The sequence below is a fragment of the Flagellimonas taeanensis genome (assembly GCF_003584105.1).
In the GTDB taxonomy this organism is placed as follows: Bacteria; Bacteroidota; Bacteroidia; order Flavobacteriales; family Flavobacteriaceae; genus Flagellimonas; species Flagellimonas taeanensis.
In genome coordinates this window covers 108434-126304 of sequence record NZ_QXFO01000026.1, presented here as the reverse complement: position 1 = coordinate 126304, position 17871 = coordinate 108434, and the positions used below count along the sequence as shown (strand labels likewise).

The window sequence follows — 17871 nt, the reverse complement described above, 5'->3', positions numbered from 1 at the left end:
ACGATTGCATGCAACGCATCATCAACTTTATCCTACGCTATAGAAATGCATTTCTCTACTGCTTTCTTGCGCTCATTTCGTTGGTGATGACGGTTAGGTCGCATTCCTACCACCAGTCCAGGTTCTTCAATTCTTCCAAATGGCTGTCCGGCAGCATTTATTCCTCAGGAGCTGATGTTTCGTCCTATTTTGGCCTTCGCGAAGAGAACAGGAGATTGGTGGAGGAGAACGAGTACCTTCGGAAATTGCTCTTCAATTTGGAGGATGACAGTATTCAGCCATTGGATTCATCCATGGTGAGCTATGGGGTAATCAGTGCCAAGCTCATCAAAAATAGTTTTGCATCACCCAGGAACTACCTGACCATTGACAAAGGAAGAAAGCAGGGTGTGAAGCAGGACATGGGGGTCATCACTTCCCAAGGCATCTTGGGGATTGTGGAAAATGTTTCCAACAATTTTGCTACCGTGCAGAGCATTCTCAATTCGAAGTCCAACATCAACGCCAAGATCAAGGACACCAATTATTTCGGTTCCCTTATCTGGACCGGCGAAGATTATACCATAGCCCAGCTGATCGATATTCCACGGCTGGTACCCTTGGTGGTGGGCGATACCATTGTGACCGGGGGAATGTCCAGCATCTTTCCCGAAAATATTCCCATCGGGACCATCAAAAAGTATGACCTGAACGAATCCAAGAGTTTCTACAACATCGATGTGGAACTCTTCAACGATATGGCGAACATCAAGAATGTGTACCTGATCGAGAACAAAAACCGGAAAGAGATCCAAGAACTCGAAGCAAAGACCACCAATGAATAGCACCATTGTATTGAACATATTCCGTTTTGTGCTATTGGTCCTTGTTCAGGTCCTGATATTCAACACCCTGAATTTTATGGGCTTTATCAACCCAATGGTCTATGTGATCTTCTTTTATTGGTATCCCCTCAAAAGCAACAGGGCCCTTTTTATGCTCGTTTCCTTTCTGTTGGGGTTCATTATCGATATTTTTTCGGACACCTTGGCACTGAATGCCATCGCATCTTTGACCGTGGCCTATGCAAGACCCGTTGTCATGAGGTTCTGCTTTGGGGTGAACTATGAGTTCCAGAATTTCAGTTTCAAGAATACCACCAAAATCCAACGGGTGACCTTTTTGGCTTTGTTGATCTTGATCCATCATCTGATATTCTTTTCGCTGGAAATTTTAAGTATCGCCCACTTCCTTTTAATTTTGAAGAAAGTTTTTGCTACAGGTGTCGTAACTTTAATACTTTGCACACTGTTCAGCTCACTTTTTAGTCCCAAAAGCGAATAAAATTGAAGTTGCTTCGTTGAAATACAAAGGACTGGAAGCTCAAATCCCAGTCGATTGATTATGAAAAAGCTGTTATTGTCATCCATTATCGTCATCATAGGGTTCACCTTCATAGGAAGGCTTTCCTATTTACAGCTTTTTCGTTTTTCTCCCGATCAGATTTTGGACGATCCGGCCATCAAAAAAATCTATGATTATCCGGAGCGCGGGTACATCTATGACAGGGATGGAAAACTTATGGTGGGCAACCAACCGGCCTATGATGTCATGGTCATCCCGAGAGAAGTCAAACCTTTGGACACCCTCGAATTCTGTACGCTCTTGGGCATAGACAAGGCTACTTTTGTGTCCAAAATGGACAATGCACGGCATTATTCGCCCCGACTACCCTCTGTATTGGTGCCCCAACTTTCCAAGGAGGATTATGCCAAGCTCCAGGAAAAAATGCGCCATTTCACAGGTTTTTACATCCAAAAAAGATCGTTGCGCTACTACAACACCCATAGCGCCGCCAATGTGCTGGGCTATATTAGTGAGGTAAACGAATGGGAACTCAAAAACAATCCTTACTATGTGGCAGGGGAACTGAAGGGACACACGGGTATTGAAAAGCAATATGAAGAGGAGCTAAGGGGCCGAAAAGGTGTAAAACACATCCAAAAAGACCGTTTTAATCGCGATATCGGTCCATATAAAGAAGGGAAATTGGACACCCTGCCCAAGCCTGGAAACGAGATACAGATCACTTTGGACAAAGAGCTCCAGGAATATGGTGAGAAACTCATGCATGGCAAGCGGGGGGGCATAGTGGCCATAGAGCCTAAATCCGGCGAGATCCTGGCCATGATTTCCGGGCCAACCTATGACCCTGAACTATTGGTGGGAAGGGAGCGCTCCAAAAATTACAGCAAACTGCATTACGACTCCATCGCAAAGCCGACTTGGGACCGTTCCATTTTGGCACAACCCTCGCCCGGGTCACCTTTCAAGACCCTCAATGCCCTGATCGCCCTTCAGGAAGGGGTTGTGACCCCAGAGACCACTTTTAGGTGCTACCATGGCTTTTATGTCGGGAACACCCTAAGAGGTTGCCATTGCGGTGGTGGGGTAAGGGACATGAACTCTGGTATTTACCAATCCTGCAATGCCTATTTCGCCGGAGTGTTTCGAAAAATATACGACAAATACCCTACAACGGACCAAGGGATGGATGCTTGGGAAAAACACATGAAGAGTTTTGGCCTTGGCGGTTATTTGGGCACCGACCTTCCCACTGGAGCTCCTGGCAGGATTCCTGACAAAGCTTACTACGACAAATGGTATGGTGATGGCAGATGGGCCGCATCCACCATCATTTCCAATTCCATCGGACAGGGAGAAGTTGCGGCAACCCCTCTGCAATTGGCCAACATGACGGCCGCCATTGCCAACCGTGGTTATTTTTATACCCCTCATATCATAAAGAAAATAGGAGGTTCCGGGGCCATAGACCCTAAATATACCGAGCCCAACTATACCACCATAGACCGAAAACATTTTGATCCCATAATCGAGGGAATGGCCAATGTCTATGAATATGGAACAGCAAGGTGGCTCAAGATTCCCGGGGTGGACATTGCTGGAAAGACCGGCACGGTGGAAAACTTTGTGCGGATAAACGGGGAACGGATGCAGCTCACGGATCATTCCGTATTCGTTTGTTTTGCACCTGTGGAAAATCCGCAAATCGCTATAGCCGTTTACATTGAAAATGGGTATTTCGGTGCACGGTATGCAGGGCACATTGCCTCTCTTCTTATTGAAAAATACATCAAGGGCGAAATCACGCGAACCGATTTGGAAAAGCGGATGCTAGAGAAAACCTTGGAGCATGAATATGCCAAACCATACAGTGGGGAACCCTTCAAAATAAATCAGCGTGAGTGGTAAGGGCCCTTTTGGAAGGATTGACTGGATTTCGGTTTTTTTGTACTTGCTTTTGGTCTTCATTGGGTGGATCAATATCTACTCCACTTCCCTGACCGATGCGGACAGTTCCATTTTTGATTTCTCCACGCTCTATGGCAAGCAACTGTTTTTTTTCGGACTGGCGATACTGGGAATTATTTTAGTGCTCTTTGTGGAATCCAGTTTCTTTGAACGTTTTGCCTCCATTTTTTACATGGTTTCCATCGTGCTGCTATTGGGACTCTTCGTATTTGGAAAAACCATAGCGGGGGCCACTTCGTGGTATGATCTTGGTTTTTTTAACCTGCAACCCTCCGAGTTGGCCAAAATGACAACGGCGCTTGCATTGGCCAAGTTCCTGAGCGATATACAAACGGATATCAAGACCAAAAAACACCAAATGTATGCCTTGGTCATTATTCTATTACCTGCACTGCTCATATTGCCGCAGCCGGATCCTGGAAGTGCCTTGATCTATTTTTCACTGTTCTTTGTGCTCTTCAGGGAAGGATTTCCCCTCTATTATTTGGGAATTCTATTGGTAATGGTCATACTGTTCGCAACCACACTTATGTTCGGAACGGTCTGGGTCACCATTGGTTTGATCATACTGGCATTATTGATATATACCTTTAAAAAAGCATCCGTAAAAATTCCGGTTCTCCCCGTTGTAGGGGTCATCATTGTATCGGTTCTCTTCTCACTATCGGTAAAGCTGGTGTACGACCACGTTTTTGAACAACGCCACAGAGATCGTTTTGCCCTTTGGTTGAGCCTGGAAAAGGATGAAAAGAAGTTGGAGGAAATCCGTAAGACCATTGGGTACAATACCTATCAGTCTGAAAAGGCCATCGAATCGGGCGGTTTTTTTGGAAAGGGCTTTTTGGAAGGTACGCGAACCAAGGGCGATTTTGTACCGGAACAGCACACGGATTACATTTTCAGTTCAGTGGGCGAAGAATGGGGCTTTTTGGGCACCGTGACCGTTATTTTACTGTTCTCCATTTTCTTTTTAAGGCTCATCCATCTCGCAGAGCGGCAAAAAAGTGATTTCAGCCGGATGTATGGTTATGGGGTGATCTCCATTTTGGTGTTCCACTATTTCATCAACATCGGAATGGTGATCGGTTTGTTGCCCACCATCGGCGTACCTCTTCCCTTTTTCAGCTATGGGGGCTCAGGACTCATCTTTTTCTCCATGCTGCTGTTCATCTTCCTAAAACTGGATTCCAATCGCCTAAAGGACGGTATCTAGAAGTCCCAGCCCGAAGTATCGACTGCTTTTTCCACCTTGTCCTGCCAAGATTTCGGCCGTTTCTGAAAAAAATCCAACCCTGTCCTTGCTTCTAAAGTGGCAATGGGCACCAAAAAAGTATCCAGGGAAGCTTGACTTTCCCTTGCGTCCATCAAAAAGGCCAAGGCTTTCACTTGTTCCCCCTCTTTTCGAAGGACTATTTTATAAAATGCCCTAGGAACATCCACATCTTCTTCCCCAATCTCTTCCAATCCTTCTTCCAGCACTCCACCAGTGATGACCATGAGGTCACCATATGTTCTGCACCAATTTCGAACCTGTTGCTCTAGCCGGTTCCATACTCCGGCATTGAACTCCCTGTCCTGCGGGCTGATGTTGCTCGTGTAAAAGGTCTCATTATAGGCTTGCTCCGAAAAACGCCTGTCCCCCGCCGGACACAGATGCCCCCTATCGTAGCCAGAGCCCCTATAGTTCCTCCAATCGGCAGATTTGCTGGACACCTTGGGGTCTTCAATGAAGTAGGGCCGTTTTCGGTCATCATGTGTCAAATGGCTTTTTTTGAGTTCGTAGGCCACCCACTCTGCTTGCTCGTGCGGTTCGCTATAGGAAAGCGTATAAAATTCATGCTTGATTACCTCGCCTGTAGTGGAATTCGGTAAAAAATCCATATTGACAACATGCGCATCGGAACTCTTCGGGTTGGAATAGGTATCCGCGGTATAATAATTTTCAAATAGCCAAAAGCCGATGATACACAAGGTAATGAGAAGTGTATATGTGGTCTTCTTTTTCATTTATTTGCAAATAAGTCTGTAAGTTTAATACCTATTGTCCTTGATTGTCAAACCGTTAAATTTCAGATACAACCATGAAACATCTTCCGCTCATTTCCATCTTGCTCCTTTTTCTCATGTCCAATGGTAAAACCAATGCACAAACATACCAACCTTCTGCGGAAAATCTGGAAAATAGGGAGTGGTTTCAGGATGCCAAGTTTGGAATGTTCATCCACTGGGGGATCTACTCGGTGCTCGGAGTGCATGAATGGGTCATGGAAACCCAATCCATTGACAAGAAAACGTATGAAAAGGTGGCCTCGTTCTTCAATCCCACAGAATTCAATGCCGAAGAGTGGGTTCTGCTGGCCAAGGCCACGGGGATGAAATACATCACCGTTACCACCAAGCACCATGATGGGTTTGCCCTATTTGATAGTCAACTCACCGACTGGGACATCATGGACAGGACGGTTTACCAAAAGGATGTGATCGGGGCATTGGCCAAGGCCTGTAAAAAACACGGCATCAAGCTATTTTTCTACTACTCGCAACTGGACTGGCACCACAATGACTATTTCCCCAGAGGACAAACTGGAAAAGCCGCTGGAAGGCCGGACACAGGAAATTGGGACAGCTATATTGACTTTATGAACGGCCAACTTACCGAGCTGCTGACCAACTATGGTGATGTAACGGGAATTTGGTTCGATGGTTGGTGGGATAAAAAAGATGCGGATTGGCAATTGAGAAAAACCTATGACCTGATCCACAAGATCCAACCCCAGGCATTGATCGGTGGCAATCACCACCAAGCTCCAAAAGAAGGTGAGGATTTCCAAATGTTTGAAAAAGACCTCCCTGGTGAAAACAAAGGTGGATTCAGCGCAGAGGCCAAGATAGGCCAGTTGCCACTGGAGACCGCTGAGACCATGGCACATAGATGGGGCTTTTCCCTTCAGGACAAGGCCTATAAATCTTCCAAGGAATTGATCCATTATTTGGTGAAAGCTGCGGGTCACAACAGCAATTTTCTCCTCAATGTGGGTCCCATGCCCAATGGCAAGATCCAACAGGAGTTCATAGATACCTTGAACGTGGTCGGCCAATGGACTTCCAAGTACGGGGAATCCATTTTTGGAACCAGGGGCGGCCCTATTGCACCTCAGTCATGGGGCGTCAGTACACAAAGGGACAACACGGTCTTTGTCCATATTCTTGATTGGCGGTCAAATGCTTTCCTCATTCCTGAATTGGACAAACAAATAAAGTATATCCGGGAGTTTGAAACCAAAATGGACCTCTCTTTTGATGTCACCAAATATGGCCTATTGGTCGCCTTGCCCGAAAATTGGGAAAATCGAACCGATTACATTCTTGAAATTGGGATTGAATAACCGACTGCTACCAAAACCACAGCCTAGAGTTGGTGTACTAATTGAATGGGTAAAACAAAAAGGCCGACCCTTTAGGGTCGGCCTTTTCCATTTTTTGATAAACTGATCATCCTTTTACGCTGGCCAGTTTTCTTTCCCCATTTTTAATGTTGTTCATATGAAGGTCCTTCAACACATTGACAGCCTCTTCCACATAAATGTCCTTGGCCAGTTCCTTGTGCCATCTGTCCCTTTTCTCCCGAAGGACAGAATCCTGTACGAAGAGTTCAGTTTCATATTTGAGTGAACCGAAAGACAGTTTGGAATCGTAATCCCTTAAGCTCTTGAACTTGTCAGATCGCTTTTTGGCATCATCGGCTTTTTTCACATAGGCATCATAGCTCAAAGGAATCACATTTTCATCTTGTTGTTCTTTGATCCATTTTGCGTTCTCCTCTATCAATTTGATCTGTGCATTATTGGCCATCCTCTTTTTACTGTTCTCCACAGCGGTCTCAAAATCGATATAACCGTCCCAAACCTCATAATCGGCCGGTGTGATCTTGTCCCAACCCAAGGGATTTTGTTGGTCCCTTTCCCCAAGGTCGATGTAACTGTACCTGTCTGGAACAACGATATCACTCTTGACCCCTTCCAACTGGGTGGAGCCTCCATTGATCCTATAGAATTTTTGTGTGGTCAACTTAATGGCCCCAAGGTCTCCATGCTCATTGCTGCGCACTATATTGTCCAGGGGAATCACATTTTGTACGGTTCCCTTGCCAAAAGTCTGCTTGCTGCCGATAACGACCGCTCTTTTGTAATCCTGCATGGCCGCTGCCAAAATTTCCGATGCGGATGCCGACAGTTCGTTCACCAGTATTACCAATGGTCCATCCCATTGGATACGCTCATCCTTGTCCTCGTGGATCTCCTTACGCTGCCCTGAGGAGCGAACCTGTACTATTGGGCCATCCTTGATGAACAGACCTGCCATTTCCACTACGGTCTTCAAGGAGCCGCCGCCGTTGTCCCTTAAGTCCAAAATGATGCCTTCGGCACCTGCCTCTTTCAAACGCTCTACCTCCATGGCCACATCAGTGGCTGCATTGCGTTCTGTATAATCCTCAAAATCCACATAGAATTTGGGAAGGTTGATGAGGCCATACCTCATGTCACCACTCTCTATTGTGGCGGACTTTGCATAAGATTCCTCAAGTTCCACAACGTCCCTCGTGATGGAAACGGTCTCGATGGTCCCATCCACTCTTCTAACGGTCAGGTCCACCACTGAGCCTTTTGGGCCCTTGATCAACTTTATAGCATCGTCAAGGCGCATTCCCACTATGTTGATGGGTTCTTCACCTTCTTGTCCAACTTTCAATATTTCATCACCCACTTCAAGGGTCTGGTCCCTCCAAACTGGTCCTCCAGATATGATTTCGACAATTTTGGCCCCTTCGGGCTTTTTCTGCAATCTGGCCCCGATTCCCTCAAACTTTCCTGACATGCCAATGTCGAATTTTTCCTTTTCGTCTGGCGCAAAGTAGAAAGTGTGGGGATCAAATTCCTCGACTATGGTATTAAGGTACTGTACAAACCAATCCTTTCTTTCCAAATCGTCAACAAAATCGAAATACTCGTCCAAGGTGGTCTTGGTCACCTCCCTGGCCTCTTCTTCGGTAAGGGCCTTGTCAACAGTTCCAGGGATATCGTTGAAAGTCAAAGAAAAATCGCTTCCCGCGTCCACATTATCAGCCGCATCGGATATCCTGTTCTCTATCTTGTCCTGAAAAACGGTCAAAGTATTGTACTTGAGCTGTTTTCTCCAACGTTCCCTAAGTTCCTTTTTGTTGGAAGCAAATTCTTGGTCAGCATAATCTATGTTGATGGTTTCATCTGCGGTGTAGTCAAAAGGTTCGGAAAGTACCTCTTTGTAAATTTCTTTGGCTTCCTCCATACGGACCATCAAACGTTGGTACACCACATTAAAAAAAGTGATGTCCGTGTTCTTGATCTCATCATCGATCATGAAGCGGTACTTTTCAAATTCCCTTACATCACTTTCGAGAAAGTATCTTTTTGTGGGGTCCATGATGTCGATGAAATCATCGAATACATTGGAACTGAAATCGTCGTTCAAATCCTTGGGCTCGTAATGGCCCTTTTCCAATACGTAGGTGATCAGTTCCAACAACAACTTGTCCTTGTCATCATTTTCAAAAGACTTGTTGGTAAAACTACATGAGGCCACAGCCACAAGAATTACCAAAAGTGCCAAGATGAAGTTCTTTTTCATAAATATGGTTTTTTCGGGAGCGAAATTGTCTGACATCATACCGTCAAATCTTCATTGCGTCATCCGTCGTTTCTACTTGTATGAATTCCCTAAGATACAGAAAAAACCGTGCCAGTTCTGTATGCCCCTTTTAATTTTTTGTTAAACGCCCAAGGCTTCATATCCTTTTGAAAAACGTATTTTTATGCCAATAATTATACGCAATGGAAAAACCGCTCATACTGGTCACCAATGATGATGGGATAACCGCCCCAGGACTCAGGGCATTGATACGCACCATGAAGGAGCTTGGCGATGTGGTCGTGGTGGCCCCAGACAGCCCACAATCGGGTATGGGGCATGCCATCTCGGTGGACAGCACCCTTTTTTCCAAAAAAGTGGTGGTGGACCACAAGGAAGGCGCTCCCATTGAATACAGTTGCAGCGGGACCCCCGCTGATTGTGTAAAATTGGCCCTTCGTGTCATTTTGGACCGAACACCCGACATCTGCGTAAGTGGCATCAACCATGGTTCCAATTCATCCATAAACGTCATTTATTCGGGTACCATGAGCGCTGCCATCGAAGCAGGGATCGAGGGGATTCCCGCCATTGGTTTCTCGCTCTGCGACTATTCTTGGGAAGCTGATTTTGAACCATCGCTAGGTGCCATCAAAAAAATCGTTTCGGAAGCGCTGACCAATGGGATTCCCAAGGGAACCGTGCTCAATGTGAACATCCCCAAGACCGAAAAGCCCCCCAAGGGCATAAAGATCTGCAGACAGGCCAGGGGCAATTGGAAAGAGCAGTTTGACAAGCGCAAAAGCCCATCGGGAAAGGACTATTATTGGCTTACCGGCGAATTTGAACTATTGGACAAAGGGGAGGATACGGACGAATGGGCCTTGTCCCAGGGCTATATTTCGATTGTCCCCACACAATTTGACCTAACGGCACATCATGCCATACCACAAATAAACAACTGGAACTTAAATGAGCAATAATAAAGAGATTTTAATCGGTTTTATCGTGGGCATCATCGCAAATACCTTTGGTACACTGCTCTACATTTTGATGTTTTCAGATCTGGGCATAGTGGACACGTTCAATGCGGCAGTGGCCCAAGGACATATTGGCAGTTTGTTGGCACTGGGGGCCATCCTGAACCTGATTGCCTTTTTTGGCTTTCTTCGGATCAAAAGGGACTTTAGGGCAAGAGGGGTGATGCTGGCCACCTTGGTTACGGCTTTGGTAATTTTGATATATAAAGTAATGGCATAAAGCCTAAAAAACAAGTACAAGAACAAGTTCAACGATAATAGGACTTACCTGAATTTACTTTTGAACTTGATGTTTGAATTTGACACTTACAAATGAAATATTACATCATAGCCGGCGAAGCATCTGGGGACCTTCATGGGTCCAACCTCATCAAGGCCTTGAAGAAGGAAGACCCATCGGCCGAAATCCGTTGCTGGGGCGGTGATCTAATGCAAAAGGCCGGTGGCGAACTGGCCAAGCACTACAAGGATATGGCCTTCATGGGTTTTTTGGAGGTCATCAAGAACATTCCCACCATCTTTAAAAACATTGCCTACTGCAAGCAGGATATCCAGAAGTTCAATCCCGATGTCGTTATTTTCATTGACTTTTCAGGGTTCAATCTTCGGATAGCCAAATGGGCCAAGGAAAATGGGTTCAAGACCAACTATTACATTTCACCCCAGATATGGGCCTCAAGGGAGGGTCGGATCAAAAAAATCAAACGGGACATCGATGCCATGTATGTGATCCTTCCCTTTGAAAAGGATTTTTATGAGAAAAAACACAACTATCCCGTTCATTTTGTGGGCCATCCCTTGATTGATGCCATAGCGAACACCCCGCTCCAGTCCGATGAAACCTTTAGAAAGGAAAACGGTCTGGACCCCGAGAAACCCATTATCGCTCTGCTTCCCGGCAGTAGAAAACAGGAAGTGCAGAAGATGTTGGACGTGATGCTCTCGGTCAAAAAGGATTTTCCCGACCATCAATTTGTCATTGCAGGGGCACCGAGCCTTCCAGATGATTTTTATGCTCCATTCCTAAAAGGGGACACCGTGAACTATGTTTCCAACAAGACCTACACTTTGCTCAAACACTCCCATGCCGCATTGGTCACGAGCGGAACGGCAACCTTGGAGACCGCTCTTTTTGGCATTCCCCAAGTCGTTTGCTACAAAGGCAACTGGATCTCCTACCAGATTGCGAAGCGTATCATCACTTTGGACTACATCTCCCTCGTCAACCTCATCATGGACAGGGAAGTTGTCAAGGAATTGATCCAAAGCGAATTGACAACAAAAAATCTCAAAAAAGAACTCTCCAAGATTGTTGAAGGACCAGAACGTGAGCGCATCCTGTCCGATTACCAACTGCTAAAGGAAAAATTGGGTGGAGAGGGGGCCAGTGAATTGGCGGCCCGATTAATCGTCGAAAATGCTTAGTTTTATCATCCAAGAAAGTAAATCTATTCTTGGATGTTACGAAAAACCATAATCTTACTACTGATTTTTACCGTTGCGGCCTGTGGTCCCGGTAAGAAGAAACGAACCTACAGCAAGACCCGAACCATTACGGTAGAGGGGTCCACGAAAGACACCATCCCCTTACCGAAGCCTAAAAAGGAAGAACGGAAAAATGATAAGGCCGAGGCCATTATCTCCACTGCGATGACTTTTTCAGGAACCCGGTACAAGTATGGGGGCACCACCAATAAGGGCATGGACTGCTCTGGTTTGGTGTATGTTTCCTTAAGGGAAAACGACATCCCTTTTCCGCGAGCTTCCCATCAGATGGCCCTGGAAGGCCAAAAAATAAGGGTGGAAGACGTGCAAAAGGGCGATTTGCTCTATTTTCAGACCTCAAAAACAGGAAAACGCATCAACCACGTGGGCCTAGTGGTGGAAGTGGACGGCGATGACATCCAGTTCATCCATGCCACTACCTCGCGGGGCGTTCTGGTATCCTCGTTACGGGAAGGATATTGGAACCACGCTTTTGTGAAGGCGATGCGCATCCTATAGTGCAACAACTCAATTTTGTGTCCATTAAACTCACGCTGTGGGTCATTTTGGGCATTGTGATCGGTTTTTATGCCGATGTCGCACCGCTCGTGCCCTTGGCCTGTTTGGTCCTCTTGCTGCCCGTCCTTTTTTGGACAGGCAAAAGACAACCTAGGGAAGGGGTCCCGTATTTTGAGCTGGCGACCATGGCAACTTCATTGTGTCTGGGCATCTTCGTTGTTGGAATGGCAACATCGAATGGTATGCCTCGCCATTATTCCGGCCAAGAGCTGGCCAAAGAAAACTTGTGGCACCTAAAGGTGAGGGAAGTGCTCAAGCCCAATCCATATACCCAGCGCTATATTGCCCAGGTGAATTCCGTGGGGGACAACAAAAAACAGGGGAGCATACTCTTGGTGCTTCCTTCAGATTCGTCAAGGACCAAGCTCATGGTCGATGATGAAGTGTTTGTGCTTTCGAGACCTGAGACCATCCAACCGCCATTGAACCCACATCAGTTCAATTACAAGGATTACCTGAAAAAACAAGGAATCCATCATCAGATCAGGTCCGACCGTGAATCCATTGTCATTAAAAAAAATCCATCCCCGACGCTTTTGGGCAGGGCCCAAGGATTCAGGGAGCATATCATTTCAAAATTGAAGAAGGAAAATTTCGGGGACGATGAGCTCGCGGTGATCCAAGCCCTCTTGTTGGGCCGACGGGACGATATTTCCGAAAGCACGTATGAAAACTACAAAAATGCAGGTGCGGTACATATTTTGGCAGTTTCCGGGCTCCACGTGGGCATTTTGCTGCTGTTGCTGCAATTTCTTTTGACTCCATTGGAACGTTTGCCCAAAGGCAAAACCTTGAAACTGGTCTTGATTGTCTTGTTGCTTTGGACCTATGCCTTTGTTGCAGGGCTGTCCCCTTCCATTGTACGTGCGGTGACCATGTTTTCCTTTTTGGCCTACTCTATGTCCCTCAACCGTCCCACCAACTCGTTCAACATCATTGCACTTTCCATGTTGTCCATATTGCTGGTGAAACCATTGTTCCTGTTCCAAGTGGGGTTCCAGATGAGCTACGCGGCGGTTCTCGCCATTGTCTGGATCTATCCAAAACTGCAACGGTTCTGGTTTCCCGAAAATATTGTCATTCAAAAAGCATGGCAGTTACTTTCGGTGAGCGTTGCGGCCCAGTTGGGGGTGCTACCCATCAGTCTGTTCCATTTTCACCAGTTTCCCGCACTTTTCTTTGTTTCCAATCTGCTCATCATTCCTTTTTTGGGATTGATCTTGGGCCTCGGGATTTTGGTCATTGCATTGGCATTGGCCGATCTGCTCCCCGCTTTTTTGGTCGATGGATTCAACTGGACCATCCGGATGATGAATTCGATTGTGGGGTGGGTGGCACGCCAAGAAAGTTTTATTATCAAGGACATTCCGTTCGATGCTGTGCAACTGGTGCTGGGCTATTTCATTGCGATAGCCTTGGTCACTTTTCTGTCCAGACCCAAATGGAAAATGGGCTTGGTATTCTTTGGCGGAATCATGGTCTTTCAAGCGTGGAACATTTGGAACGAGACACAATTGTACCAAAAAGAAACATTGGTCCTTGCCCACAAGTCCCAAAACACGGTCTTGCTTCACCAAACCGGCAGGAATCTTATAATCTTGTCATCTGACACTACCAATCTAGGTAGTGTGGCCCAAGATTATGCTGTTGCGGAACGCATCCAAAACATAAGCCTGTCACCATTGAAGAAGAGCTATATGATTGATCAAAAAAAGCTCTACATTATAGACAGCCTTGGTCTATTTCCTTTGGAAAAACAGCCTGATTATGTCCTGCTCACCCAATCGCCAAAAATCAACCTGGGGCGTTTGTTGGATTCCATCGGTCCCAAGATGATCCTGGCCGACGGCAGCAATTATAGGAACATGGTCCACCAATGGCAAAGGACCTGTGCCCAAAAAGAAATCCCCTTCCACTACACGGGTGAAAAGGGATTTTATGTTTTCGATATGGAGGAAGATTAAGCCCTTTCTATGGTCTCTACTTCATCTTCAACGGTGACTATTGTTTCTTTGTCTTCCGCACCATGTGTCAATCGTTTCAAAGGTTTCATAAGCAGTAGCACCAATGTTCCAAAAAGCACTGCAAAAACAAAAAGTCCACCAAAAACTTTCAGCTCACCTGCCTGTACCGAACTTTCCCCGACTATCCCGGCCACTTTGTTGCCTAGGCCGGTCGCGGCCCAATAGACCCCCATCATCAAGGCCATGTACCTCGCTGGTGCCAATTTGGTAAAGAACGATAAAGAGACAGGTGACAGACACAGCTCTCCAATGGTATGGAAGAGATAGGTCAATACCAACCAATACATTGCGGAAGAACCTGAGCTTTCATACTGCAACGATGCAAAGACCATATAAATGAACCCTACGCCCATGATAATGACACCGACGGCCATTTTGAACAAGGAGTTGGCCTCCTTGCCCTTAAGTTTTCGCTTTGCCCAAAAGTTGGCCACCAATACGGCAAAAAGAATGATAAACCCTGCATTTGCGGCCTGGAACAATGCAGCCGGAACCTCCCATCCCAAAAACATCCTATTTGTTTTCTCTTGGGCATATAGGTTCATCAGTCCTCCCATCTGCTCGAAGCTTCCCCAAAAAACGATGACCATCAAAAGAGAAATGAGCAACACCACATACCTGTCCTTTTCTACTTTGCCATTCAAATTTTTATAGATCATCATCATCATCCCAGTAATGAGTGACAAAAAGATATAGAGTATGCCATAGCCCCAATTGTCCGGTCCCTCATAGGTAAAGCCGGCATAAATGGAATAGGCCAATAAAATGGCCACAATGCCCAATTGTAGGGGGGACTTAAACAATTGCAGAAACAATTGCCCCAAACTTATGTCAGATGCCTTTTCTTCCATGGTGGGTTCGTTGCCCACATGGACCAAAAATCGTTGTCCGTACAGGTACACCAACAGCCCCACGAACATTCCTATTCCTGCAAGTCCAAAACCATAGTGCCAGCCATAGACCGCCGCGACAATACCCACCGTGATGGAGGCAAGAAACGACCCTAGGTTTATCCCCACATAGAATATACTAAAGCCTTTGTCACGTCTGATATCGTTTTGTTTGTACAGCCCACCCACCATGGTTGAAATGTTGGGTTTCAACATCCCGACACCGAGGATCACAAAGCCCAAACCTGTATAATAGGCCCATAAAGCGTCTATTGCCAAAACCCCATGCCCGATAGTGAGGAGAACGGCCCCAATGGTCACCGCTTTTTTCTGTCCCAGATACCTATCGGCCAAAAAACCTCCTGGTATGCTCATCACATAGACCAGCATCGTGTACCATCCATAGAGTGCCAAGGCTTCCGTGGTTGTCCATCCCAATCCACTTTGTGGGTCGCCGTCCAAAGTTTGGGCGGTCATGTACAAGGTAAGAAGGGCGCGCATTCCGTAGTAGGAGAATCGTTCCCACATTTCGGTGAAGAAGAGCACATACAATCCTACGGGATGGCCAAATAACTCTCTCTTATGGGCTGGTTTGGTTATTGCTGACATACTATTAGTTTTTGATTATAGATTTTCCTTGACGAAGTTGGTCAGTTTGTTGAAGAAGTGCAATCTGGTATTGCCTCCATAGATTCCGTGGTTCTTATCGGGATAAATGGCCCAATCAAAAGGTTTGTTGGCCTGTACGAGGGCCTCGATCATGCGCATGCTGTTCTGTACATGTACATTGTCATCACCCGAACCATGTACCAATAAATATTTTCCTTTCAACAATTCTGGATAGTTGAAAGGGGAATTATCATCATACCCACTAGGATTTTCCTGCGGTGTCTGCATGTATCTTTCGGTGTAAATGGAGTCGTAAAATCGCCAAGAGGTCACGGGCGCCACGGCAATGGCCATCTCAAAAACATCGTTGCCCTTCAAAATACAGTTGGTGGACATAAAACCGCCGTAGCTCCATCCCCAAATGCCAGTTCTGTTCTCATCGATATAGGGAAGCTCGCTCAACTTCTTGGCTGCGGCAATCTGGTCTTCCACTTCGTATTTGCCCAATTCCTTTTGGGTCAATTTCTTGAAATCACGTCCCTTCAGTCCGGTGCCCCTACCGTCCACACAGGCCACAATGTAACCCTCGGAAGCGAGAAGTTGGTGCCAGTAATCGTTGGTGCTGATCCAACTGTTGGAAACGGATTGGGAACCCGGGCCGCTGTATTGGAACATAAAAAGCGGGTATTCCTTATTGGGATCAAAATCGGCGGGCTTCATCATCCACATGTTCAGGTCATGGCCATTGATGTTGATGGTGGAAAATTCCTTTGGTGAAGTTTCATAACCCTCCAATTGGGCCAACAAAGCTGAATTGTCCTTTATCGCTTTTACCAATTTGCCATCGGATGCCCTGTGCAAAGTGAACTCGTAGGGCGTAACGGCATTGGAAAAGGTATTGATGTAGTAAGTATAGTCTGCACTGAAAGCAGCGGAATTGGTTCCCTCTTTGGTGGAAAGACGTTTCTTTTTCTTTCCGTTCGTGGAAATGCTGTACACATCGCGATTGATGGAACCATTCTCCACCGACTGATAAAAAATCCTATTGTTCTTTTTGTCGTATCCATAATATCGGGTCACTTCCCATGGGCCTTGTGTAATCTGGTTTTTCAATTTTCCATCCCTTCCGTAGAGATAAAGATGGTTATATCCATCGGCCTCGCTGGTCCAGATAAAACTGTCATCGGCCAAAAAGGTGAGGTCGTCATCAATATCTACATAAGCATCATCCTTTTCCTCTAACAGAAGAGAAACAGAACTATCAGTTGCCTTAACATCGAACATCTTCAAATCGTTTTGGTGCCGGTTCAAGGTCTGCACGCTCAAATGGTCCGGGTTGTTCATCCATTTTATCCTTGGGATGTAATAGGCATTGTCCAAATCCACATTGGAAATCTTACCAGAGGCCACATCGTACATGTGTAGCGTGACCAGGGAATTGTTTTCGCCCGCTTTAGGGTATTTGAACTCGTGCTGATAGGGGTAAAGCTCCTTACCATACACATCCATGGAAAAATGGGGCACTTCGGTCTCATCGAACCGCAGGAAGGCTATTTTGGTTCCATTGCTGTTCCACTCAAAGGCACGTACAAATCCGAATTCCTCCTCATATACCCAATCGGTGACCCCATTGATGATGGTTCCCTTGCTTCCATCGGTAGTTATTTGCTTGGTGGTCTTTGCCTTCAGGTCCATGATGTACAGGTTGTTGTCCAGCACGTAGGCTACTTGGCTGCCATCTGGCGAAAGGGTCGGTTCTTGGATCTTGGTATCCGAAATCTTGACCAAATCTTTGGTGGCTATATCGTATACATAAAAAATACCCAAGGTAGATCTCCTGAAAATGGATTCGACCTCGGTGGCCAAAAGCACCTTGGATTCATCATCACTGAACGAGTAGGATGAAAAATAGGGCACGTTTTCCGAAGAAGCGACAATGGTCTCCACCTTTTGCAAGGTCTCGTAATCATACTTGTCCAGACTGCTGGACCGGGGCGAACGTTCGGTGTTCAAAATGGTGTATTGCGTACCATTGTCCATGGAACGGAGCACATCCATGGATTCGGTCCTAAAGGCCCCGCCCCAAATTTCCTCAAGGGTTATTTTCTTTTTTTGTGCTGTGGATAAAGTCAAAAATCCCAAAAGGGACAGAAACAGGAAAAACGGTTTCTTCATGTAGCAAGAATTGATTAAAAACTCCCAAGTTTACTAATATTTATCGGAATAATAAACTTTACTGTTGCAAATGCAACAATGCGAGTGTTTTTG

The 17871-nt window shown here is 46.0% G+C and carries 14 protein-coding genes; 10 read left to right on the top strand and 4 right to left on the bottom strand.

Features of this window, described 5'->3' with window-relative positions; genetic code table 11:
- The first annotated feature begins 8 nt into the window (after positions 1–8).
- From mreC to rodA, 4 genes are read left to right on the top strand one after another with little or no spacing between them, the layout of a single operon-like run.
- Positions 9–824 (top strand): rod shape-determining protein MreC, encoded by an 816-nt coding sequence (mreC, locus tag D2V93_RS14550; RefSeq protein ID WP_119619905.1) that lies wholly within the window; start codon positions 9–11, stop codon positions 822–824.
- Positions 817–1323 carry a rod shape-determining protein MreD gene (locus D2V93_RS14545; protein WP_119619904.1) on the top strand — a complete coding sequence of 169 codons (507 nt, stop codon included), beginning with the start codon at positions 817–819 and terminating at the stop codon, positions 1321–1323. The genes mreC and D2V93_RS14545 overlap by 8 nt, the downstream gene beginning before the upstream one ends.
- 60 nt (positions 1324–1383) lie before the next feature.
- Positions 1384–3252 (top strand): peptidoglycan D,D-transpeptidase FtsI family protein, encoded by a 1869-nt coding sequence (locus D2V93_RS14540; protein ID WP_072875709.1) that lies wholly within the window; start codon positions 1384–1386, stop codon positions 3250–3252.
- Complete coding sequence (rodA, locus tag D2V93_RS14535; protein ID WP_072875711.1) at positions 3242–4525, top strand: rod shape-determining protein RodA; 1284 nt, start codon at positions 3242–3244, stop codon at positions 4523–4525. Before D2V93_RS14540 ends, rodA begins: the two co-directional genes overlap by 11 nt.
- On the opposite strand, the gene D2V93_RS14530 is transcribed toward rodA, so the two are convergent.
- Positions 4522–5319, bottom strand: a complete 798-nt coding sequence (locus tag D2V93_RS14530; RefSeq protein WP_119619903.1) for a DNA/RNA non-specific endonuclease — start codon at positions 5317–5319, stop codon at positions 4522–4524. The two genes, rodA and D2V93_RS14530, sit on opposite strands and share 4 nt — an antisense overlap.
- Before the next feature lie 74 nt (positions 5320–5393).
- Between D2V93_RS14530 and D2V93_RS14525 the strand changes: the two genes are divergently transcribed.
- Positions 5394–6698 carry an alpha-L-fucosidase gene (locus D2V93_RS14525; RefSeq protein WP_119619902.1) on the top strand — a complete coding sequence of 435 codons (1305 nt, stop codon included), beginning with the start codon at positions 5394–5396 and terminating at the stop codon, positions 6696–6698.
- 106 nt (positions 6699–6804) lie between these two features.
- Here the strand turns inward: D2V93_RS14525 and D2V93_RS14520 are convergent, their stop codons facing one another.
- Complete coding sequence (locus D2V93_RS14520) at positions 6805–8976, bottom strand: carboxy terminal-processing peptidase (RefSeq protein ID WP_072876803.1); 2172 nt, start codon at positions 8974–8976, stop codon at positions 6805–6807.
- Positions 8977–9179: 203 nt separating this feature from the next.
- Here D2V93_RS14520 and surE point away from each other — a divergent pair, with 203 nt between their 5' ends.
- The 5 genes from surE (at position 9180) to D2V93_RS14495 (ending at position 14044) form a co-directional block, all read left to right on the top strand.
- On the top strand, positions 9180–9959 hold the full coding sequence (gene surE, locus D2V93_RS14515) for a 5'/3'-nucleotidase SurE (RefSeq protein WP_072875717.1): 780 nt from the start codon (positions 9180–9182) through the stop codon (positions 9957–9959).
- Entirely contained in the window at positions 9949–10236 is a 288-nt protein-coding gene (locus tag D2V93_RS14510; RefSeq protein ID WP_072875719.1) for a hypothetical protein, read from the top strand. The genes surE and D2V93_RS14510 overlap by 11 nt, the downstream gene beginning before the upstream one ends.
- A 92-nt stretch (positions 10237–10328) precedes the next feature.
- Entirely contained in the window at positions 10329–11441 is a 1113-nt protein-coding gene (gene lpxB, locus D2V93_RS14505; protein WP_119619901.1) for a lipid-A-disaccharide synthase, read from the top strand.
- A 33-nt stretch (positions 11442–11474) separates the two neighbouring features.
- On the top strand, positions 11475–12020 hold the full coding sequence (locus D2V93_RS14500) for a C40 family peptidase (protein WP_072875723.1): 546 nt from the start codon (positions 11475–11477) through the stop codon (positions 12018–12020).
- Between the two features lie 17 nt (positions 12021–12037).
- Positions 12038–14044, top strand: a complete 2007-nt coding sequence (locus D2V93_RS14495) for a ComEC/Rec2 family competence protein (RefSeq protein ID WP_119619998.1) — start codon at positions 12038–12040, stop codon at positions 14042–14044.
- Here D2V93_RS14495 and D2V93_RS14490 read toward each other — a convergent pair.
- Positions 14041–15603: a peptide MFS transporter gene (locus tag D2V93_RS14490; protein ID WP_119619900.1), complete on the bottom strand. Its 1563-nt coding sequence runs from the start codon at positions 15601–15603 to the stop codon at positions 14041–14043. The two genes, D2V93_RS14495 and D2V93_RS14490, sit on opposite strands and share 4 nt — an antisense overlap.
- Positions 15604–15618: 15 nt before the next feature.
- Complete coding sequence (locus tag D2V93_RS14485; RefSeq protein WP_119619899.1) at positions 15619–17778, bottom strand: S9 family peptidase; 2160 nt, start codon at positions 17776–17778, stop codon at positions 15619–15621.
- Positions 17779–17871 lie beyond the last annotated feature (93 nt).